The organism is Pseudomonas sp. FG1, from assembly GCF_034313875.1.
GTDB classification, from domain to species: Bacteria; Pseudomonadota; Gammaproteobacteria; order Pseudomonadales; family Pseudomonadaceae; genus Aquipseudomonas; species Aquipseudomonas veronii.
On sequence record NZ_JAVIWP010000001.1, the window covers coordinates 4,649,753 to 4,670,078 of the forward strand.

Sequence of the window (20,326 nt, forward strand, 5' to 3'; positions counted from 1 at the left end):
GCGTCGGTAGCCGGCGCGTACCGGGTTCAGCCACATTGGCTCAAGGCCGTGCAGGCTTTATTGACAAAACTCAATGATTCACCTGGGTCAGGGTGTAGGAATAGATAAACACTGAAGGGGACGACGGCCGTGAGCACACCCGCCCAACGCATGCTGGATAAACACTATGGCGCGTCTCGGCAGGTCGATAGAGCCGCCATCGCAGCGGTCCTGCGCCAATTTGCCGAGCCTCTGCCGGCGTTCGATTCTGCGGCGTTCGGCGAAATGTTCGATCGCTACGCGGATGCGCGGGTGGTGCTGATCGGCGAAGCCAGCCACGGCACCAGCGATTTCTATCGCGCCCGAGCCGCCATCACGCAGCGCTTGATTGAGCGGCATGGCTTCTCCATCGTCGCCGTTGAGGCCGACTGGCCCGATGCAGGGCATGTCGACAAGTACGTCCGAGGGCTGGCCCCGTCGGCCTGGAAACGCCATATCTTCAGCCGCTTCCCGACCTGGATGTGGCGCAACGCCGAGGTCAAAGCCTTTGCCCATTGGCTGCACCGCTACAACCATCAACGCGCCAGTGCAGACCGTGTGGAGTTCCGTGGCCTCGACGTTTACAGCATGCGCAACTCGATCCATGAGGTGCTGCACTATCTGGACAGCGTCGACCCGCAACTGGCCCAGGAAGCACGGCGGCGCTACGGCTGCCTGACGCCCTGGCAGGATGACCCGGCCTTGTACGGTCACTTCGTCGAACGCAACGGTCTGATGCCCTGTGAACCGCAGGTGGTCGAACAACTCAACGTGATGCTGGCCAAGCAATTGGCCGGGCTCATCCAGGATGACGAAGGGTTTTTCAACGCCACGCAAAACGCCCGCGTGGTGCGTGCGGCGGAACAGTACTACCGCGCCGTCTATCGCGGCTCGACCGCGTCGTGGAACCTGCGTGACCGCCACATGTTCGACACCCTGCGCGCCCTGCTGGAACACCGGGGCCCGCAGGCCAAAGCGGTGGTCTGGGCGCACAACTCGCATATCGGCAACGCGGCTGCCACGGAGATGGGCTGGAAGGGCCAGTTCAACATCGGCCAGCTGTGCCGCAGTGCCTATGGGCGCGACGCCGTGCTGATCGGCATGAGCACCGACCGTGGCCACGTGGCGGCGGCCGACGATTGGGACGCCGAGATGCTCATCAAGGCGGTGCGGCCTTCCCGTCCCGACAGTTGGGAGCATCAGTTCCTCGAAGCCGGCGTGCCGGCGTCGTTGACCGACTGGCGCGACCCGCAGCGCGCCGAGCTGCGCACGGTGTTGTCCGCCACCCTGCTGGAACGCGCGATTGGCGTGATTTACCGGCCCACAACCGAACGCGACAGCCACTACTTCGAAGCGGTATTGGCCGAACAGTTCGACGCCATGCTCTGGTTCGAGCAGACACAGGCGGTAAAGGCCCTGGCACTGCCCAAAAACGAGGAGCTGGAAGCGGAAGACGAAACCTTTCCGTTCGGTGTGTAAGGCTCACCTGGCCCGACGCATCTACAGCGGGTGCGCTTCAGTCGATTCGCGTTGCCAGGCCCGCTGCAATAACTCAATGACCTCTGCATCGGTGGTCTGGGGGAAATTCGAGTACCAGTAACCGATGGACATCATCCGCTCAGGAATCAGCGGGCAGATCACTTCACTGACGATGCAGCGCAGGGTCTCCACCGTATCCAGTGGCGCGACCGGCACCGCCACGACGATCCGCGCCGGGGCCTGCACCTGCACCGCCTGGATCGCGGCGAGCATCGAAGCCCCTGTGGCCAGGCCGTCATCGATCAGGATGACCACCTGATCCTTCAACTGCAGCGGCGCCCGCGTGCCCCGGTAAACCTGCTCACGGCGCGATAACTCGCGAGCTTCCCGGGCGACCACCGCGTCATAACTGTCTTGATCAATCGAATGAGCCCGCAGCACCTCTTCATTGCGGATCTGGATACCACCACTGGCGATGGCGCCCATGGCGAATTCGGGTTGGGACGGCATGCCGAGCTTGCGTACCACCATCAGATCCAGGCGCACCTGCAGGGCCGTGGCCACCTCATACGCCACCGGGACGCCGCCACGCGGCAAGGCCAGGATGATCACGTCGGGGCGGCGGGCGTATCTGAGCAACGGCTCCACCAGGCTTTGACCGGCCACCGACCGATCCTGCCAGAGCGTTTGCAGCGAAGGGCTATAACTCATGGGTCACCTCATCTGTGGTTTCATTGCACACCGCCTTTGCCGCGCTAGACCGCCAGTACGCCGCAAGGCACCTGATAGAGAATGTGTTCGGTGGTACTGCCCAGCAGCTTCTCGATGCCGTGATACTGGACCCGGCCCATCACGATCACATCCACCTGGTGTTCCTTGGCGAATTGACTCAACACCGCAACCGGATTGCCCAAAACGAAGTGATGACGATCGGAAGGCACGCCATAGTCTCGCGCCAGTTCGAGGAAGGTTTTTTCCTCCTTGCTCGCCAGGTCCTTACTGAGATTGGACAGGGCCATACCGCCCATGTCAGCCATGTAGATCGTCGACATATCGCAGGCATACAGCAGGTGCAGCTCGGCATCGCATTGCAGCGCCAGGCTGGTGGCCTGCTCAATGATGCGCTGGTTCAACGCGCTGTTGGCCGGTTGAACATTCGACACGTCAACCGCTGCCACGACGATGCGCGGCAAGGCATGCCCACCACCGCCGACCAGATAGACCGGAATCGGACACTCGCGCAGCAACTGCCAGTCCAGCGGGGTGAAGAACGCGCGCTTGAACGCGGACTCTTGCTGAACCTGTTTGATCAACAGATCGGGCTGCGTCTCGGCGACGTAATCCAGGATGTCTTGCTTGAGGTTGGTGGCCCAGGTCACCTGGGCGGTCACGTTGAGCCCCAGGGCATGGAGATTCTTGGTTTGGGCGTTCAGCCAGTCGCGGTGGTCCTCGAGGTAGCTGGCCCGGGCCTTTTCACGCACGTTCTCGGCCAGTAGCAACAAGATGTCCAACGGTGCTGCCAGCGCGACAATATGCAGGCTCGCGCCGCTGGCCTTGGCCAGGGCGGCAGCATGGCCGATTGCCGGGGAGTCACGCAGGGCGGGATTGATGATCAGTAACAAACACTGGTATTGGCTCATGATCTGGCTCCAGGGAGGAATGAAAAACAGCCCACGCGTCCACGGTCTTAACGGATGGGGCCAGGCGGCGGCGTCGCGGGAACCATGCGCCATCCCTCAGGACACTGGCGTACGCTCGGGTAATAGCCTTTGGCGGAATCGCAGTAGTACCAGGCCGATGGCGCGGCCGTGACGGGCTGAGGCTCGACCACCACCGTCGGCGGGCTGGCCGGGTAGTAGTAGTACGTCGGGGCGGGATAGTAATAAACCGGATACGTCGGGTAGTAATACGGCGTGGCGATGCGCGCGGCTTCCCAACCCAGTCCCAGGCCGAGGCCAAACCCCCACCAGCCCGGCCCGCCCCCGTGCCCACCGCCATGCGGCCCGGCATGCGCCGGCAATGCAACGGCGGCAGCCAGCAGGATGAACCCGGTCAGCACGCACTGTTTTACTGAGTCACTGTTCATGATGTTTACCCAGGAGGCTCGCGAATAGCATTACGGTTGGCTGGTCGGGTTGAGCCCGCCGCACCCTTGCGGCCATGCCATGTGCATGGGCATGGGCATGTGCATGGGCATTCGCCAACCGTCCTGATCGGCGATGCGGTGATGCATCACCGTCCAGAACAGATCGAAGATGGTTTTTTGCTGGGCATCGAGTGCATCGTAGAAGGTTTGGGTGCGTGCCTGAGCCGCGTCCAGACGGACCAGTTGCGCCTGCATCCAACTGGTTTGCGTGCGCAGGCGCTCTATACCTTTGGCCATTCTCTGCGGTGTTGTTTCGTCCTTCAGCGCTTGTCTGGCACTTGCCTTGTCAGTAGCGGCTGCGTTGCCTTTTTCCACTTGCTGATTGGCGTCTGCGATGACGCCTGCAGCCCAGGTTTCCCAGGCGGGCATTTGCTCCGGCTTGAGGCTGAGCTTGCCCTTGAGTTCTTCCAGGGTCTGCTGCGTATGCTTGACCCAATCGAAATTCGAGGCGTGACGGAACATACCGCCCTGCCCTGGCCCTAGCCCTAACCCTGGCATCGCGGGGTTGGCAAATGCGCCGGTGGACGGTAACAGCAGAACACTTGCCGCGATCAGCAAGCACTGGCCAAGCAAGCGTGGCTTGTTCATTTCAGCTCATCTCAACGTCGTGGGTTCAATCCGAGCATAGGAGCCCGCCTGGCAGGCGATCTGATCCACGTCAGAAAACCGAGACACCGGTCAACCGCTGGATCAACGGTAGCCCTGCCTGGGGCATCAGCCTATCCAATGGATCTCTGGGGTCTTATGCACGATGGGCGCGGGCACAGACTTCGGGTGCCCCACGATAATCGGTGCCACGGGTATCCACTCGGCGGGCAGGCCGAGCGCCTGCTTACCCTGCGGCGTATTCAGAAAGCCCTGGGCGAAACCGATCCAGCACGTCCCGAGCCCCTCGGCATACGCCGCGAGCATCAGGTTCTCGGCCGCCAGGGCACAGTCTTCGACAATGCACTGATTGGGCCCGTTGCCCGAGATCAGCACCAGGACCGGCGCGTGGTAGAAAATCTGAAAACTGTCCTCGCTGAGCAACGCTTGGAAGTGGCTGGAGTGCGTTCCGGCAGGCGTGGTGGCGAGCATCCAGGCCCTGGCTTCGCGGGAAACCCGCTCCAGCAGCGCCTGGTCGCGGATCACCGTGAACGTCCACGGTTGTTGGTTCATCGCGCTGGGCGCCTGGGCGGCGGCATCGATCAAGCGACAAATGAGTTTTTCATCGAGCGGTTCTGGCGTGTAGTCGCGTGTCGAGCGCCGGCCGGCGATTGCCTTGGTTACGTTCATGGGTGCATGCCTCCATCAGGGCGATTCAAATCGAAGCAAGGCGCGAGCAGGCGCTCAACCTTCAGGGAACGACGGTTGGGCTGGCGGTTATTTTTCTGGGATATCGGTAATGGTCGCTTCGGTCAGCAGCAGGATACTGGCCACGGAAACCGCATTTTCCAGGGCAATACGCACGACTTTGGTCGGATCGATGATGCCGGCTTCGTACATGTCGACATAGGTATTGGCGGACGCATCAAAGCCAATGTTGCCCGGCTCCGCCAGCATGCGCGCAACGACCACGCCGGCGTCCACCGCCGAGTTTTCCGCAATGCGCCGCGCCGGTGCTTCCAATGCCCGGCGCAGTATCTGCAGGCCGGTGCGAACATCGCCCTCCTGCCGGGCTTCCTCGGCGGCGATCAGCGGCACCGCTTTGAGCAGCGCGAGGCCGCCGCCGGGGACAATCCCTTCGGTGATCGCCGCGCGGGTCGCCGAGATCGCGTCATCCAGGGCGTCCTTGCGCGCTTTCATTTCGGCTTCGGACGGCGCGCCGACCCGGATCACCGCGACGCCGCCGGACAACCTGGCCAGCCGCTCCTGCAGCTTTTCACGGTCGTAATCGCTGGTGGTAGCCGCCATTTGCCCGCGGATCTGCTGCAGGCGGGCGTCGATCGCGGCGCGTGTACCGGCGCCGCCGATCAGCGAAGTGCTGTCCTTCGACACCACCACCCGATGGGCCCGCCCCAACTGCTGCAGGTCGACCTGTTCGAGGCTGATCCCCAGTTCGTTGGAGACCACCGTGGCGCCGGTCAATACGGCCATGTCCTGCAGCATGTCCTTGCGCCGGTCGCCAAAGCCCGGGGCCTTGATCGCCACAGCCTTGAGCACGCCGCGGATGTGGTTGACCACCAGCGTGGTCAACGCTTCGCCTTCGATGTCATCTGCGATCAACACCAGGGGCTGACCGCTTTTGGCGACCTGTTCCAACAACGGCAGCAAGTCTTTGAGTACGCCGATCTTGTGGTCACAGAGCAGCAGGCAGGCATCGTCGAGTTCGACCTGCATTTTCTCGGTGTCGGTGACGAAATAAGGTGAGACATAACCCCGGTCAAAGCGCATGCCCTCCATGACCTCGACCACCGTTTCGGTGGTCTTGGACTCTTCGACGCTGACCACGCCTTCAACGCCGACCTTCTCCAGCGCGTCGGCCACCAGTTGACCGATGACCGCGTCGTTATGCGCCGACAGCGTCGCCACCTGGGCTTTTTCCTTGGGCGTGCTGACGGGTCGGGACTGCGCCGCCAGCGACTCGACGACCAGCAGCAGGCCCCGATCCAGGCCGCGCTTGAGATCGATCGCGCTGGCCCCCGCGACCACGTTGCGGATGCCATCGGCCAGGATCGCATGGGCCAGCACCGTTGACGTGCTGGTCCCGTCGCCGACCGCGTCACCCGTGCGTTCCGCGGCCTGGCGCAGCATTTGCGCGCCGAGGTTCTCCTCGGGGTCCTGCAGATCAATGCGTTTGGCAATCGTGACGCCGTCATTGCAGACCGTCGGGTTGCCCCACTTGTTCTGCATCAACACCGACTTGGACTTCGGCCCCAGCGTCACGCGCACCGCGTCCGCCAATTGGGTGGCGCCGCTGAGGATCTTCTCGCGGGCAGCCGCGCGAAACACGATTTTACTGTGAGCCATCAGGGTGCTCTCCTCTCACGTCGACGGAACTTGCATGCTTCTCTGAAGTGCCTGCGGCGAGGTTGACTTTTATCAACAAACTCACACCCCTTGCCGACGCCAGCCGCGACGCTTGCACCGGCGGTCGCCGGGCGCTCTGCGAGTTGACAAAAATCAACCCGCTCGGGCGGAAACAGCGTCCAAATCAACCTGTGAAATCCACCCGAGCGTCAACACGTGGGTTTGCCCCTCTCGATGCGTCAGGAGAAACACCATGGACAAGTATCAGCAGAGTCAGAAAAACAAGCTGTTCAAAACGCCGCCCCATGATCCCTATTGCTTGCCGCGGGTTGAAGGTTCGGCGGTGTGCCCGCAGTGCGACGCGGTGTATCAGGCCGGGAACTGGACCTGGAACCGACCTGAAAACGCGGTGGTGCATGACGCGCAAACCGTCACCTGCCCGGCCTGCCGCCGCATCGCGGACAACATGCCGGCCGGCACCCTGATGCTATCGGGCGGCTTCTTGCAAAAGCACCATGATGAAATCATCCACCTGATCGAAAACACCGAAAAAACCGAAATGGCCGAGCATGCGCTGGAGCGCATCATGCGCGTGACGGAGGTGGCGGACGACCTGATGGTGACCACCACCGGCATTCATCTGGCCAATCGCCTGGCGCATGCACTGGAAGGCGCATTCAAAGGCAAGGCGCAGTACCGCTACGGCGATAGTCAGTACGGCGTGAACGTCACGTGGGCACGTAACGAGTAACCCCTCACGCCCCGCTACGGCGCAGCGCGAGCGCGGCTCAACCGCTGGCGACGGTAAAAGAGCCGCTTGACCCATTCCGCCGCGCCCATGTAGGCCAGGCTGATTGCCAGCACTGTCAGCAGGATCGGCAGTGGCAAGGGCACCAGGCCGAACCAGGACGCGATCGGGCTGTAAGGTAGCCCGACGGCCAGCAGGCCGATGGCCGCGGCGCTGAGCAACAGCAGTGTGGCCGGGCGGCTTTGGTAGAACGGGCGGTAGGTTCGCACGATGAAGATCGTCAGCAGTTGGGTCAGCAGCGATTCGACGAACCAGCCGCTGCGAAACACTTCCGGGCCCTTTTCCGCCAGCAGGTACAGGGCCGCAAACGTGAGCACATCGAACAGCGAACTGACCAGCCCGAACACCACCATGAAGTTGCGGATTTCCCTGATGTTCCAGCGGTGCGGGGTGTTTTCCCATTCGCGGTCGACGTTGTCGCTGGCGATCCCCATGGAGGGGATATCGGACAGGAAGTTGTTGAGCAGTATCTGCTTGGCCAGCATCGGCAGGAACGGCAATACCAACGACGCCAGGGCCATGCTGATCATGTTGCCGAAATTGGCGCTGGAGACGATGGAAATGTACTTCAAGGTATTGGCAAAGGTATGCCGGCCCTCTTCGATGCCTTCGCGCAACACGTCGAGGTTGTGCTCCAGCAACACGAAGTCCGCGGCCTGCTTGGCCACGTCGGCGGCGTTATCCACCGAGATCCCGATATCGGCGACTTGCAGCGCCGGGGCATCGTTGATGCCATCGCCCATATAGCCGACAACGTGCCCGGTCTTCTGCAGGGCGCGGATGATGCGTTCTTTCTGGTTGGGGTCGACCTCGGCAAAGAGCGTCGTCAGTGGCGCCAGGTGCATCAATGCTTCGTCTTTCATGGCCGCCAGCTCGGCGCCGGTGATGATGCGCTCCACGGGCAGGCCCACGGCCATGCCGACATGGCGGGCGACCAGATGGCTGTCGCCACTGATGATCTTGACTTGCACACCCAGGCGCTCGAGGTTGGCGAGGGTGTCTTTCACCCCCGGCTCCGGCGGGTCGAAGAACAACAGAAAACCGCGGAAGGTCATGGCCTTTTCTTCATCCCGGCCGTAGTGCGGCTGGTCCGGCAAGACCCGCGTGGCCAGGCCCAAAACCCTGAAGCCCTGCTCGCTCCAGTCCGCGAAACGCTGCGCGATGGCGGCCCGCTCGGTGTCGCTCAGCGCCAGCAACTGTTCGCCGCGGCGCACCTGTGTGCAAACCTCGAGCACATTGTCCAGCGCCCCCTTGGTCACCATCAGCCGGGCGGCCTCAGGCGCATTCGCGACCACCACGCTCAGGCGCTTGCGCACGAAGTCATACGGCACTTCATCGAGCTTGCTCGCGCCGGGGCATGGCGCCAGGGTTTTGCCGGCCAGGGTGATCGCATCGTCCATGGCGTTGCGCATGCCGGTCTGCAGGCTGGAGTTGAACACCGCCAGTTGCAGGATCGTGGCATCGGCATTGCCCGCCAGATCCATGGCGCCGTCCAGCACCACGACACCGCGGGTCAGCGTACCGGTCTTGTCGGTACACAGGATGTCCATCGCCCCGAGGTTTTCAATCGCATTGAGGTGACGCACGATGACCCCTTTGGCGGCCATGCGTTGCGCGCCTTTGGCCAGCGTGATGCTCAGGATCGCCGGCAACAGTTCCGGCGACAGCCCGATGGACAACGCGATGGCAAACAACAGGGTGTCGAGCGCGGGACGATGCAGCAGGATATTGATGCCGAACACCACAATCGTGATCACCAGCATCACCCGCAACAGCAAGCTGCCGAAGCGACGCAGGCCGCGCTCGAACTCCGTCTCGGGCGGGCGCAGCGTCAGGGTCTTGGCGATGCGCCCGATTTCACTGTCCGAGGCGTAGCGCGTGACCAGCACCTCGGCGGTGCCGCTGCGCACCGAGGTGCCCATGAACACGCAATTATGCCGCTGCCCGAGCGTGGCATCGGCGGTGCAGTCGCCCGGCAATTTTTCCACCGGGAAGGTTTCGCCGGTCAGCAGGCCTTCACCGATGAAGCAATCGAGCGCCTGCAGGATCCGACCGTCGGCCGCGATCAGGCTGCCGGCGCTGAGTATCAGGATATCCCCCGGCACCACCTCGCTGGCGGCGATGTCCACGGCCTTGCCGTCGCGCCGCACCGTGGCGCGCAGCGCGATCTTGCTGCGCAGTTGCTCCACCGCCGTACTGGCGCGATTTTCATACCAGGCGCTGAGAACCGCGCTGATCAGCACGATGCAGCCGACAATCGCCGCATCTAGCCAGTCCCCCACCACCACGGCGACCAGCGCGCCCACGATCAGGATCAGCACCAAGGGCGTCCGCATTTGCTCCAGCACCAGCCGGGCCAGGCCGCGCGGTCGGTCCTTGGGCGTGGCTGGCGCGCTGCGCACCCGCGCGTTGGCGTCGGCCTCGCTCAAGCCCTGCGGCGTGCTGTGCAGGCTGCTGAACACCTGGCTGACTGGCGGGCTCCAATAATCGCCGGTTGCCACGCGGGTGGGCGGCTTGACGTTAGATCGCCATTCACGATGGGCCAACCAGAGGCCGGGCAGCATCGGCAACCAGAACGTCAGCCCGCGGAATAACAACGTGGCGGAAAGCGCCACCGCAATGTTCACCCCCACCCAATGCAGCGTGACCACCGCCGCCGCTTCAAAGGCGCCGAGCCCGCCCGGCACAATGCCGATACTGCGCAGCACGCTGGCCAGCATAAAACCGGCAAACAGCCCCAACGGCGGCGCGGACACACCCAGCGCGCGCACCAGCACCCACAGTGTGGCGCTGTCGAGCACAATGATCACCAATTCCAGCAAGGTAATCCGCCAGAGTAACCCTTGGCTGCGCACCAGTTGCTTGTCGGCCCCGGTGAGCAATGACGCGATTCTGGCGACAATCGGAAAATGTCGCCCCGGCAAATGCTCGACCAGGCGCCGATTGCCGGCCAGCCTTGGCGTGACCACTGCCAGCAACAGGCTGACGGCAACGAAGACCAGGCACGCCGTCACCACCGCAGGCGTGGCATGGCCCTGGAAGATCACCACCGGTAACGCCACGCCGACCGACACCGCATAGGCCAGGAAATACCCGGACAAATCCAGCACCAGGCTCGCCAGCACCAGCGGTTTTGCGAACCCGAGGCGGACGAAGGAGGCCACGACCGCAAAGGCGCCGCTGATGCCGGAGGACGGCAGGGCCTGATCGACAAACAGCTTCATCACGCTGAGTTTGCCTGCCTCCCAGAGTGAAAGCGGCTGCGTCCCGGCCCTGAGCACCACCCGAAAGACCTGCCCTTGCGCCATATACGTCAGGACTTGCAACGCCAGGGCGCCGACCAGCCACAGTGGCTCTGCCTGGGTCAGCAAGTGTGTGAAGGATTCGACGTCGGTGAATTGCAGCGCCACGCCGACCACTGTCGCAAACATCGCGGCGCCGAGCAGCCACGTCAGCCACAGCGCAGAACGGCTGTAATGCTGTTCCTCTTCAGGTACAGCCGGATCGATGAAACCAGCAGTGGGCGGTTTGACAGGCATGCCGTGCCCCTGAGCGAATCAGCAGAGAGTCCGATTCTGGCGCGGCCTGCGCGGGGCCGTTTGATCCAGGTCAACCTGCCCCTGGACGATCGGTTAGTCCGCATCACGCTTTCTGACCTTGATCAATACGCCTGCTGCGCATACCCCTCAGTGTGAACAAGGCCGTTCTTCGACCCCACTGTGCGCTGGAGCCCCCCATGCTAGCTAATCAACACACTGCGGCTCTGATTGCCGAGATGGATAAAGCCTCGCCCGCCGAGCATTGGCTGGAAAAACTGCACGACGGAACGCATGTGCTTATCCGTCCGTTGTCGACGCACGATCACCTGGGCCTGCTGCATTTTTTCCAGCGGTTGTCGCCGCTGTCACTGCGCTTCCGGTTTTTGGGCGCAGTGACCCATGTCGATGCGAGCGCAATCGATACACTGCTGAGCGAGCCGGCGCAGATCAGCCGCGGCTACCTGGCCTTGATCCACCATGACGGCGAGTTGCAGGTAATCGGTGTCAGCCGCTACCGGCGTGCCACCGATCAGGACGAACAGTGCGACTGCGCGGTCGCCGTCGCCGACCCGTGGCTGCGCAAGGGCCTGGGCCGTTTATTGCTGGGGCATCTGATCGATGCCGCCAGGCGTGAGGGGTTTCACAAAATGTGCTCGACGGACCTGTCGACCGATTACCCGATTCATGGCTTGTACAAGCAATCGGGTTTTACCTCGGCCTATCTGGGCCGGGATTTTGATCGCATCGTTCACGAGCTGGAACTGTAGACGCGCACGCCGCCCGACCATTCACTGCGGTTCCAAGTGGTAGCGCGATTGCACCAGGTGCGCGATCTGTTCCTGGGCATCCCGCAGCGGCACAGACGCATCGTTTTCCAGCAGACGGGTTTCGTTGGCCAGCACGTCGTCGCGGATCACCTCGCGAAACCAGTTGGAAAAGTCCCCGGCCTCGCGGTGTTGGCGGAACGCGGGATCGTCCAGGCGCGCAAGCGAAGACAAAAACTCCGCAAGGTTCGAGGCGCGCTGGTCAAGGCTGGGAAAGTAGAATGCATGCCAGGCGCCCACATCCCCGACCGCATACTTGCCGCTGTGGCGATGATGTTTCTGCTCGGGTTGCTGCTGCGCCATCAGCACCACGTCGCCGCCATGACGAACGTCCCATAGACAGAAATAGTCGGGCGCGGATGAGCGCGCCGGGAATTCGGGGCAGCGTCGCTGCGTATGCTGGGCGTAGCGTTGGACCAGTTCGCGGGCGGTGCTGCCCAGGGTCACCAGCACGTCTACCGCGTCCAGCAGCGACGGGCAGACTTGATCGAAGTCCAGGGCAACGATGATCGCCCCCATATTCGCCAGAAACCCCGGAGGCCACGCAGCGCAATGGGGCAGCATGTAGTGGGCCTCGTCCACGACCATCCAGTACGGGCGGCCGGTGCTGCTGCGTAGCTGCTGGATAAACGGCAGTAATTCGCCGAACAACTGCACGCGGGCGGCCGGGTCCAGAGCCAGGGTGCTAACCACCACGTTAAGCCGCGCCTGTAACAGGTGATGCAGCGACTCTTCGGTTGTCGGCGGAGTGGTCAGGCCACCGACCGTGACCGCACCGTCCAGCGACAGATAGTCGCCTTCCGGATCAATGATGCAGAAGCCCTGGTGGGCCTCGACCATGCGTTCTGTCAGCCAGGTCACGTAGCTCGACTTGCCGGAGCCTGAATTGCCGATTACCAGCAGCACCGATTCCGGCGGCAACCACACCTTGCGTGCATCGGCGGTTCGCCCCAGTTGCACGCCGATACGCTCGACCGGCACCAGCGCGGCGTCCTTTTGCAGCAGCATGTCTATCAGCTCGCAGACCCCGCGCCCGTGATCCTGGCTCAGGCAGATGTCCGCGCGGGCCTTGATTGAGTCGATCGCGTTGTTCACCGCCGCCGCACAACCGCAGATCGCGAGAAACGCGTGGTCATTTTCGGCGTCGCCCACGCCGACCACATTCAGTTCGCAGATGCCCAGCCTCAGCAACGCGGCACTCAGCCCCGAGGCCTTGTTCACCCCCGTCGGCAGGACCATGATCGCGTCCTTGTTGAACGTCATCTGCAGCTCCAGGCCCAGCTCGCGAATCGAGCTGATCACCGCGTCCTCGAACGGATGCCAGGTAGCGATAACGGACCTGCCGACGGACAAGGATGAAACCCCTTTGTCGCGCAGGCGCTCCACCAGTGCGGTCGAGGCCGAATCGGCGATGAGTTCCTCGGTGTCAGTGCGCGGGTCGTACAGGAGCGCGCCATTCTCCACGACCACCAGGTCAAACAGATCGAGCTGGGTAAAATGATGCTTGAGCGCCTGCAACTCCCTGCCGGTAATCAGCAGCAACTTGCGACCGCTGGCCTTGAGGCTGGTAAGCGCTGTACAGACGTGTTCGGGAACATTGCCGTTTTCGGCAATGGTTCCGTCATAGTCGACCGCCAAGGCTAAGAAATGCATGTTCGCTCCATGACGGGTTGGGTTGTACAGGCCCGCGCTAAGAAGATGAAACCTTGCCATTGATTCCGGGCAGCGGCTCGCTGGGCAAAGGTTCCTTGTGCAGGTACTTTTCGAACCAATCGCCGGTCAGCCTGGCTACGTCCGCCAGTGTGCCCGGCTCTTTGAAAAGGTGCGTCGCGCCTTTGACGACCTCCAGGCTTTGCGTGCAGTGCAACGCCCGACTGGTCCGCACATTCAAGCGCAGGATCATTGGGTCTTCTGCGCCCACCACTTGCAACGTCGGCGCTTTGACCTCGCACAACGCCTGGGCGGCCAGATCGGTGCGCCCGCCTCGACAGACCACCGCCCGCACACCACCCACGTGAGCTGCGGCGACCAGCACGGCGGCGGCGCCCGTACTGGCACCGAACAAGCCCATGGCAAGTCGGCGTAATTCAGCGTCTCGGGTGATCGCGTCGATGACCTTGACCAGTCGATCGGCGAGCAATGCAATATCGAAACGCAGCACACCGGTCAGGTTATCCCAGCGCTGCTCTGTCCTTGTCAGCAGGTCGATCACCAAGGTGCCCATCCCGTGGCGCGCCAGGTACTCCGCGATAAAATGGTTACGCGGGTTCGAATGACCGCCGCCACTGGCATGGACGAGAACGACCAGGCTTTCGGCGCCTCGCGGCAATCGCAGATCACCAGCCAATTCATAGCCGGCAAAGTTAAACTTTTTGTATTGAAGCTCAGATACTGCAACACCGCAGTGAGAGGCCATTAGTTGAATACCTTCGTATATAACCTTTTCGAGGGGCAAGGTACTTCAAGAGTGGCTTCATCTTTCTTTTTGATTGTTCGTCAGGTCGATGGATTGGGCACGAGCGCCTATCAGGTTAAAACCGAAAAAAGCCCGGCCTGCTCTGTTGGATACACGACGATGACCTGAAGCCTCTGGGGGGTAAACTGCGCTTTTCCGGCAAAGCGTACTTGATAAATATCAAACGCACGGCCATCCACGTTTCAAATCGGACATTTGACGTGCAATACACCACTCGCCGACATGTCCACGGACAATCAGCCGTACAGTCGACGCAATAACCCAGGTAAAAGATGCGGCACTTCTTTGGCCAGTAACCCTGGGCCGAATTCGGCAGCGGCCACATCATGCAACCACACGCCCGCTGCCGCAGCCGGAAAGGCCGGCATGCCCTGGGTCCGCAGCCACCGAATAATGCCGCCCAAAAGCTCGCCGGTGGCGGCCGAGGGCACACTGCAATGGATCACGGCGCGGCCATCGGGGCAGGCAATCACCGTGTCACTGCCGCGATGCACAACCACAGCCGAGCCGTGCTGGGCAGCGGCTCGAGTGCGGGTCAGTTTGTCGCCGACGAAGTCGAACATCCGCCGAAATTCGCTCTCGTGAAGGGTCAGCACCTGCGTGGCATCCGCCGCAACGACCGGTGGGTGCCCCGCGACGGTATCGAGACCGGCTCGCGGTAAGTCGGGCAGCCACAACCCAGGGTGATTCTCAAATGCCTGGGGGACGATGGCGTCGAGCACCGCTTCGGGCGTGCCAATATCGGCCACAATCACTTCTCCACACAGATCGCGCCCCGGTAACAGCAGATGCCCCGGCTTTTTGCGAAAAAACGTCACCGTCAGCACCGCCGCCACGGCGCCCAACGACTCACCGGTATCGCCCATCACTCCGCTGGGCGTGTCGACCGCGACAATCGGCACCGTGCCACGGCCAGCCGCAGCCAGGGTGTCCAACACCTGCCCCTCCAGCGCACGGGCGAGACCGGCGCCGAATACCGCGTCGACAATCAGCTCGGCCCCTTCAAGCACCGCGGGGCTCAGGGCTTGAACCTCGCCCGGCCAGCGCTGTGCATGTTGCCCGGCTTCGCCTTTCAGCGCGGCGCGACTGCCCCACATCGCCACCCGCACTGGCCAGCCCGCTTGCGCAAGCCGGTACGCGCAGACAAAACCATCGCCGCCGTTATTGCCCGGCCCGCAGAGCACCAGCAGCGGCCGGGGTGTCCAGCGCCGCTGGATTTCGCGTGCCACCGCCGCGCCGGCATTGCTCATCAACTCGAAAGACGACACGCCGGCAACCACCGAAAGCCGGTCGGCTTCCGCCATCTGGCGCACCGTCAGCAAGGCCGCCTGGCGCGCGCCGTTATCGAGGTCGGGGCTCAACGTGTTCATGCTTTTCACACTCTCGATCGCTACTGAAGTCACCCACCGCCTGCGCGGTGACGTCGCCCCGCTTGGTTACCCCAAGCCTCTGACCGCCTCGATCATCTTGACCAGGACGGCCTGTGCATCGCCGTACACCATGTTGCAGTTTTCCGCATAAAACAGCTGGTTCTGAATACCCGCATAGCCCTTGCCCTCCCCGCGCTTGACCACGTACACGTGATGAGCCTTGTCCACATCGAGGATCGGCATGCCGTAGATCGGCGAAGCTTTGTCGTTGCGCGCGGCGGGGTTGACCACGTCGTTTGCCCCGATCACCAACACCACATCGGTGTCGGCGAAATCGGTGTTGATGTCGTCCAACTGGAAGATCAGGTCGTAAGGCACACCGGCCTCTGCCAGTAGCACGTCCATTTGTCCCGGCATACGCCCCGCCACCGGGTGGACCGCGAATCGCACAAGCACGCCGTGGGCCTGTAACAACTTCACGAACTCATAGAGCTTTTGTTGGCCCTGCGCCACGGCCAGACCATAACCGGGCACGATGATGACTTTATTGGCGTACCGCATGGCGACGCCGGCATCACTCGCCGCCGTCGGCTTGAGCTCACCCACGATCGCCGCGCCTTTGCGCACGGGTTGGCCACCAAATCGGGCAAACAACACATGCGCGACCGTGCGATTCATGGCCTTGGCCATCAGCAATGTGAGCAGCACGCCCGCGGCGCCGACCAGCATGCCGGCGATCATCATGGCCGGAACCTGCAACACAAACCCTTCCAGGCCGACCGCCAGGCCGGTGAAGGCATTGTAGATGGAGATGACCACCGGCATGTCGGCACCGCCGATGGGCAATGTCATCAGCACACCAAACAACAGCGCGCAGCCGAAGAACACACCGATCAACCACAGCACGCCGTTCAACGAACCGTGTTCGGCGTGCATGACCACCATCAGCCAAGCGCCTACGCACAGCGTCACCAGCATCAGCAAGGCGTTGATCAGTTGCAGGCCTTTCATGTGCAGTGGTTTGTTGATGCGGCCATCCAACTTGGCCCAGGCAATCAACGAGCCGGATAACGAAATCGCACCGATCAACGCGCCAAACAAGGTGCCGGCCAATGCCGAAAGGTCGAACACTCGGCCCACGAACAACTCCATGGCGGCGATCGCGGCGGCGGCGCCCCCGCCCATGCCGTTGTATATCGCGACCATCTGCGGCATGGCGGTCATGGCCGCCTTGCGCCCGCTCCACCACGCTGCGCCACCGCCCAGCAGCAGCGCGACGAGCGCCAGGCTGACGTTGACAGGCAAATGTGGCCGGGCCGCCTCACTCACCGAAAATACGTAGAGAAAACTCACGATAACGGCGGCCGCCATGCCCCAACCGGCGACATGGATGCCACCGGCCGCCGTAACCGGCGAAGACATGCGCCACAACCCGAAAATCAGTAGAAAAGCGGCGAAGAAATACACCAGCCCTATCAGCCACTGCGACGTCATAATCAGCATGATCAAACCTCAAACCTTTTCAGGCTTCCGGGTGGCAGAGTGATGAGCTTTGCGCCGCTTGGGTTCCGGCGCGCTGGTCTGGAACATCGCCAGCATCCGGCCCGTGACGGCGTACCCGCCCGCGGCATTCCCCGCGCCCAGCAACACCGCGACAAAACCAGCCACCTGTTCGGCCACGCTCGCCGCATCGAGCAGGCCGATAAGCCCGCCGATCACCACGATGCCATGGATAAAATTCGAGCCCGACATCAACGGCGTGTGCAGAATCGCCGGGACCCGCCCGATGATGACCCAGCCGGCGAACGCGGCGAGCATGAAAATATAAAGCCCGACGAAGCCAACACTGTTCATGAGGTCTTCTCCTGGGTTGCGGCATCCGCAGGGTTCAGCGAATGCATGAGTTTGCCGGCATGGGTGAGTACCGTTTGCGCCAGAATCTGATCGTCCCAATCGATGCTGATGACGTTGTTCTTCAACATCAGCGCCAACAGGTTGAACTGATTTTTCGCATACAGCAGGCTGGCGTCCTGGCTCAACGATGAGGGCAGATTCAACGGCGCCATCAGGGTTACCCGACCGATCGTGACGGTCTGTCCGGGCACGCAGCCTTCGCAGTTGCCGCCGCCTTCGGCGCCAAGATCGACGATCACCGCGCCAGGTTTCATCCCGGCAAGCTGTGCGGCACTGATCAGCCGCGGAGACGGCCGCCCCGGCACTGCCGCCGTGGTAATGACCAGGTCCGCCTGTTGGATATGCTCCGTCAGCACTTGAGCGGCTTGGGTTTTCTCAGCCTCACTCAGCTCCCGTGCATAGCCGCCCTTGCCTCGCGCATCGACCCCGACATCGACAAACTCGGCCCCCAGGGACCGCGCCTGTTCCGCAGTTTCCGGGCGCACGTCGTAGCCCTCCACCACCGCGCCCAGGCGATGGGCGGTCGCGATCGCCTCCAGCCCCGCCACGCCCAACCCCAGGACCAATACCCGCGCCGGCCCCACGATACCCGCCGCGGTGGTGACTTTTGGCAGGATGCGAGACATCTGCACCGAGCCCAGTTGGACCGCATAGTACCCAGACAGCGCCGATTGACTGGACAGTGCATCCATCGACTGGGCCCGCGTGATGCGCGGCAGGCGCTCCATGGCAAAACACGTGATTTGGCGCTCCAGTAAACGTTGCACCAAGGCCGGATTCTTCTGCGCATACACAAAACACAGGAGTACCGCCCCGGGCTTCATCTTGCCTACGACTTCCAGCGAGGGCGCCTGCACCGCGAGAAGCACATCGGCCTCATGCAGCCACTGTCCGCCACTGGACACGAACAGCACATCCGAATAAGCAGCGTCCGGCAAAAAACTCGCTTCACCCGCCCCCGCCTGCATATGAAGCCTTGCCCCCAGCGCACATAACTTCGCGCAGAGGCCAGGCACGAGGGCCACACGTCGTTCGTGCGGGTGGGTTTCTTTCAGCACAGCCACATTGACGTACATCGCGCGCTCCGTTGAAGGCACCCGCGCATGGCCGGGCACCCGGAATGTAAACAGGACAAGGCTTCAGACCGGCGCCTGAGCCGACACGTAACGCACCAGTTTTTTATTCACGAACTGCTGGATACCCATGTCGCCCAACTCGCGGCCATAGCCGGAGTCCTTGATGCCGCCAAAGGGCAACTCGGCATCGCTCCAACTGATGTTGTTGATGAACATCATCCCGGTCTCGACGCGACTTGCCACACGACGTCCCCTGTCCAGGTCACGTGTGAACACCGAGCCGCCCAGGCCGAAGTCGGAGTCGTTGGCCAGGGCGATCGCGGCGTCTTCGTCCTTGACGCGGAAAAACAGCGCCACCGGGCCGAAGAACTCATCCCGGAACGCCGGGTTTTCAGGGGCGATGTCAGTGAGAATGGTCGGCGTCATAAAGGCGCCGGGGCGATCGATACGTGTGCCCCCGAGCAGAACCTTCGCACCGTGATCGGTCGCCGTGCGAACCTGCCCGAGCAACTGCACCAATGCCGCTTCCGAAGACAGCGGGCCCAGGGTCGTCGCTTCGTCCATGGGATCGCCGGGTTTCAGCGCCGCGAGCCCGGCCTGAAAGCCCTTCAGGAACGCATCGGCGACCTTATCCACGACAATGAAGCGTTTTGCCGCGCAACAGGTCTGCCCGCAGTTGTACATCCGCCCCCAGATCGCCCATTTGACGGCCAGCTCCAGGTCGGCGTCTTCCAGCACAATGAATGCGTCGCTGCCGCCCAGCTCCATGGAAGACGGTTTCAGGTTCTGCCCGGCCCAGGCCGCCAGGCTGCGGCCCGCGGCGACACTGCCGGTCAGTGCAACCCCGCGAACACGCGGGTCATCGACCACCTGCCTGGACTGCTCATGGGAGATCGACAGGTTGGTATACAGCCCGGCAGGCGCGCCGGCTTCGAGCAGGATTTGCTCGAAGGCCATCGCGCATTGAGGCACGCAACCGGCATGCTTGATCACCAACACGTTGCCTGCCATCAAATGCGGACCGGCCACGCGAGCCAACTGATAGAACGGAAAGTTCCACGGTTCGACCCCGAAGATCACGCCGATGGGGCTGCTCTCCATGTGCGCCTCGCCTTGGCTCGGCTCCAGCGCTTGCGGGGCCAGGAAGCGTTCCGCGTTCTTGGCGTAGTACGCCATGATATCGGCGCTGAATTTGACTTCGCCTCGGGCCTCGTCGATGCGCTTGCCCATTTCCAGTGTGATCTTACGGGCCAGGGCATCGAAGCGCTGATGCATCAATTCACCGGCCTTCGCGATGATCGAGGCGCGCTGGGCATACGTTGTGTGTTTCCACGTCGCATAGCACTGCGCCGCAGCCGCCAGTTTGTGCTCCAGTTGCTCAGCCGTCAGCGTATCGAATTGTGCGAGCAACTCGCCGTTGTATGGATTGATCGTTGTATAAGCCATAACGGTTGCCTTCCCATGAGATTGAGTTAACCAACGTCAACCGGCTACCTTCAGCCGCCGTCCCCACGAACCGGCATTACGTTGGCCTGAATGCATTCAGCTGGCTAGCGTCGGAAACTACTTACGTCTCCCCCCTTGAGCTCGGGCCAGGGCCTGAAGAGCGGGCACTCTAACGGTGCCGTCGGCGCACTTCGTTGGCGCAAAGCGCGGTGATGTGAACCGAAAGGCGGCCTGAACAAGGCGCTCAGCGTGAACGGCCTGCTCGCTCGCGATCAACCGAG

17 protein-coding genes are annotated in these 20,326 nt (G+C 62.5%); 3 read left to right on the plus strand and 14 right to left on the minus strand.

The window, feature by feature from the left end; translation table 11 throughout:
• Positions 1-150: 150 nt before the first annotated feature.
• Positions 151-1,497, plus strand: a complete 1,347-nt coding sequence (locus RGV59_RS21230) for an erythromycin esterase family protein (RefSeq protein ID WP_102618215.1) — start codon at positions 151-153, stop codon at positions 1,495-1,497.
• Between the two features lie 21 nt (positions 1,498-1,518).
• Here RGV59_RS21230 and RGV59_RS21235 read toward each other — a convergent pair whose 3' ends face one another.
• The 6 genes from RGV59_RS21235 to groL all read right to left on the minus strand — a co-directional run bounded on the left by RGV59_RS21235 (position 1,519) and on the right by groL (position 6,592).
• On the minus strand, positions 1,519-2,208 hold the full coding sequence (locus RGV59_RS21235; RefSeq protein WP_126585270.1) for a phosphoribosyltransferase: 690 nt from the start codon (positions 2,206-2,208) through the stop codon (positions 1,519-1,521).
• Between the two features lie 44 nt (positions 2,209-2,252).
• Positions 2,253-3,137, minus strand: coding sequence for a universal stress protein (locus RGV59_RS21240; protein WP_046484238.1), 885 nt, complete (start codon positions 3,135-3,137; stop codon positions 2,253-2,255).
• Between the two features lie 47 nt (positions 3,138-3,184).
• A complete protein-coding gene (locus RGV59_RS21245; protein ID WP_218276647.1) occupies positions 3,185-3,583 on the minus strand; it encodes a hypothetical protein in 399 nt (132 codons plus the stop codon).
• 30 nt (positions 3,584-3,613) lie between these two features.
• Positions 3,614-4,231 carry a Spy/CpxP family protein refolding chaperone gene (locus tag RGV59_RS21250; protein ID WP_126585271.1) on the minus strand — a complete coding sequence of 206 codons (618 nt, stop codon included), beginning with the start codon at positions 4,229-4,231 and terminating at the stop codon, positions 3,614-3,616.
• A 126-nt stretch (positions 4,232-4,357) separates the two neighbouring features.
• Positions 4,358-4,918, minus strand: coding sequence for a nitroreductase family protein (locus RGV59_RS21255; protein ID WP_046484235.1), 561 nt, complete (start codon positions 4,916-4,918; stop codon positions 4,358-4,360).
• A gap of 87 nt (positions 4,919-5,005) precedes the next feature.
• Positions 5,006-6,592 carry a chaperonin GroEL gene (gene groL, locus RGV59_RS21260; protein WP_126585272.1) on the minus strand — a complete coding sequence of 529 codons (1,587 nt, stop codon included), beginning with the start codon at positions 6,590-6,592 and terminating at the stop codon, positions 5,006-5,008.
• 253 nt (positions 6,593-6,845) lie between these two features.
• Here groL and RGV59_RS21265 point away from each other — a divergent pair, with 253 nt between their 5' ends.
• Positions 6,846-7,343, plus strand: coding sequence for a BCAM0308 family protein (locus RGV59_RS21265; protein ID WP_017845773.1), 498 nt, complete (start codon positions 6,846-6,848; stop codon positions 7,341-7,343).
• A gap of 14 nt (positions 7,344-7,357) precedes the next feature.
• Here RGV59_RS21265 and mgtA read toward each other — a convergent pair whose 3' ends face one another.
• Positions 7,358-10,939: a magnesium-translocating P-type ATPase gene (gene mgtA / locus RGV59_RS21270; protein WP_126585273.1), complete on the minus strand. Its 3,582-nt coding sequence runs from the start codon at positions 10,937-10,939 to the stop codon at positions 7,358-7,360.
• Between the two features lie 197 nt (positions 10,940-11,136).
• On the opposite strand from mgtA, the gene RGV59_RS21275 reads away from it, so the two are divergent.
• Positions 11,137-11,706 (plus strand): GNAT family N-acetyltransferase, encoded by a 570-nt coding sequence (locus RGV59_RS21275; RefSeq protein WP_017845771.1) that lies wholly within the window; start codon positions 11,137-11,139, stop codon positions 11,704-11,706.
• Positions 11,707-11,727: 21 nt separating this feature from the next.
• On the opposite strand, the gene RGV59_RS21280 is transcribed toward RGV59_RS21275, so the two are convergent.
• The 7 genes from RGV59_RS21280 to RGV59_RS21310 form a co-directional block, all read right to left on the minus strand.
• Entirely contained in the window at positions 11,728-13,416 is a 1,689-nt protein-coding gene (locus RGV59_RS21280) for an HAD-IIB family hydrolase (RefSeq protein ID WP_126585274.1), read from the minus strand.
• A gap of 37 nt (positions 13,417-13,453) precedes the next feature.
• Complete coding sequence (locus tag RGV59_RS21285) at positions 13,454-14,179, minus strand: dienelactone hydrolase family protein (RefSeq protein ID WP_126585275.1); 726 nt, start codon at positions 14,177-14,179, stop codon at positions 13,454-13,456.
• 296 nt (positions 14,180-14,475) lie between these two features.
• On the minus strand, positions 14,476-15,609 hold the full coding sequence (locus RGV59_RS21290) for an NAD(P)H-hydrate epimerase (RefSeq protein ID WP_046484224.1): 1,134 nt from the start codon (positions 15,607-15,609) through the stop codon (positions 14,476-14,478).
• Positions 15,610-15,675: 66 nt separating this feature from the next.
• Positions 15,676-17,112 carry an NAD(P)(+) transhydrogenase (Re/Si-specific) subunit beta gene (locus tag RGV59_RS21295; protein WP_126585276.1) on the minus strand — a complete coding sequence of 479 codons (1,437 nt, stop codon included), beginning with the start codon at positions 17,110-17,112 and terminating at the stop codon, positions 15,676-15,678.
• Between the two features lie 9 nt (positions 17,113-17,121).
• Positions 17,122-17,463, minus strand: a complete 342-nt coding sequence (locus RGV59_RS21300; protein ID WP_126585277.1) for an NAD(P) transhydrogenase subunit alpha — start codon at positions 17,461-17,463, stop codon at positions 17,122-17,124.
• Positions 17,460-18,599 (minus strand): NAD(P) transhydrogenase subunit alpha, encoded by a 1,140-nt coding sequence (locus RGV59_RS21305; RefSeq protein ID WP_126585278.1) that lies wholly within the window; start codon positions 18,597-18,599, stop codon positions 17,460-17,462. Before RGV59_RS21305 ends, RGV59_RS21300 begins: the two co-directional genes overlap by 4 nt.
• A gap of 63 nt (positions 18,600-18,662) precedes the next feature.
• Positions 18,663-20,045, minus strand: a complete 1,383-nt coding sequence (locus RGV59_RS21310) for an NAD-dependent succinate-semialdehyde dehydrogenase (protein ID WP_126585279.1) — start codon at positions 20,043-20,045, stop codon at positions 18,663-18,665.
• Positions 20,046-20,326 lie beyond the last annotated feature (281 nt).

Excerpts from the sequence above, each read along its gene's own strand:
- RGV59_RS21295 (WP_126585276.1), bottom strand. The coding sequence starts at position 17,112 with ATGCTGATTATGACGTCGCAGTGGCTGATAGGGCTGGTGTATTTCTTC.
- RGV59_RS21285 (WP_126585275.1), bottom strand. The coding sequence starts at position 14,179 with ATGGCCTCTCACTGCGGTGTTGCAGTATCTGAGCTTCAATACAAAAAG.
- RGV59_RS21265 (WP_017845773.1), top strand. The coding sequence starts at position 6,846 with ATGGACAAGTATCAGCAGAGTCAGAAAAACAAGCTGTTCAAAACGCCG.
- RGV59_RS21230 (WP_102618215.1), top strand. The coding sequence starts at position 151 with ATGCTGGATAAACACTATGGCGCGTCTCGGCAGGTCGATAGAGCCGCC.
- RGV59_RS21305 (WP_126585278.1), bottom strand. The coding sequence starts at position 18,599 with ATGTACGTCAATGTGGCTGTGCTGAAAGAAACCCACCCGCACGAACGA.
- RGV59_RS21235 (WP_126585270.1), bottom strand. The coding sequence starts at position 2,208 with ATGAGTTATAGCCCTTCGCTGCAAACGCTCTGGCAGGATCGGTCGGTG.
- RGV59_RS21240 (WP_046484238.1), bottom strand. The coding sequence starts at position 3,137 with ATGAGCCAATACCAGTGTTTGTTACTGATCATCAATCCCGCCCTGCGT.
- mgtA (WP_126585273.1), bottom strand. The coding sequence starts at position 10,939 with ATGCCTGTCAAACCGCCCACTGCTGGTTTCATCGATCCGGCTGTACCT.
- RGV59_RS21310 (WP_126585279.1), bottom strand. The coding sequence starts at position 20,045 with ATGGCTTATACAACGATCAATCCATACAACGGCGAGTTGCTCGCACAA.
- groL (WP_126585272.1), bottom strand. The coding sequence starts at position 6,592 with ATGGCTCACAGTAAAATCGTGTTTCGCGCGGCTGCCCGCGAGAAGATC.
- RGV59_RS21300 (WP_126585277.1), bottom strand. The coding sequence starts at position 17,463 with ATGAACAGTGTTGGCTTCGTCGGGCTTTATATTTTCATGCTCGCCGCG.
- RGV59_RS21255 (WP_046484235.1), bottom strand. The coding sequence starts at position 4,918 with ATGAACGTAACCAAGGCAATCGCCGGCCGGCGCTCGACACGCGACTAC.
- RGV59_RS21250 (WP_126585271.1), bottom strand. The coding sequence starts at position 4,231 with ATGAACAAGCCACGCTTGCTTGGCCAGTGCTTGCTGATCGCGGCAAGT.
- RGV59_RS21280 (WP_126585274.1), bottom strand. The coding sequence starts at position 13,416 with ATGCATTTCTTAGCCTTGGCGGTCGACTATGACGGAACCATTGCCGAA.
- RGV59_RS21275 (WP_017845771.1), top strand. The coding sequence starts at position 11,137 with ATGCTAGCTAATCAACACACTGCGGCTCTGATTGCCGAGATGGATAAA.
- RGV59_RS21290 (WP_046484224.1), bottom strand. The coding sequence starts at position 15,609 with ATGAACACGTTGAGCCCCGACCTCGATAACGGCGCGCGCCAGGCGGCC.
- RGV59_RS21245 (WP_218276647.1), bottom strand. The coding sequence starts at position 3,583 with ATGAACAGTGACTCAGTAAAACAGTGCGTGCTGACCGGGTTCATCCTG.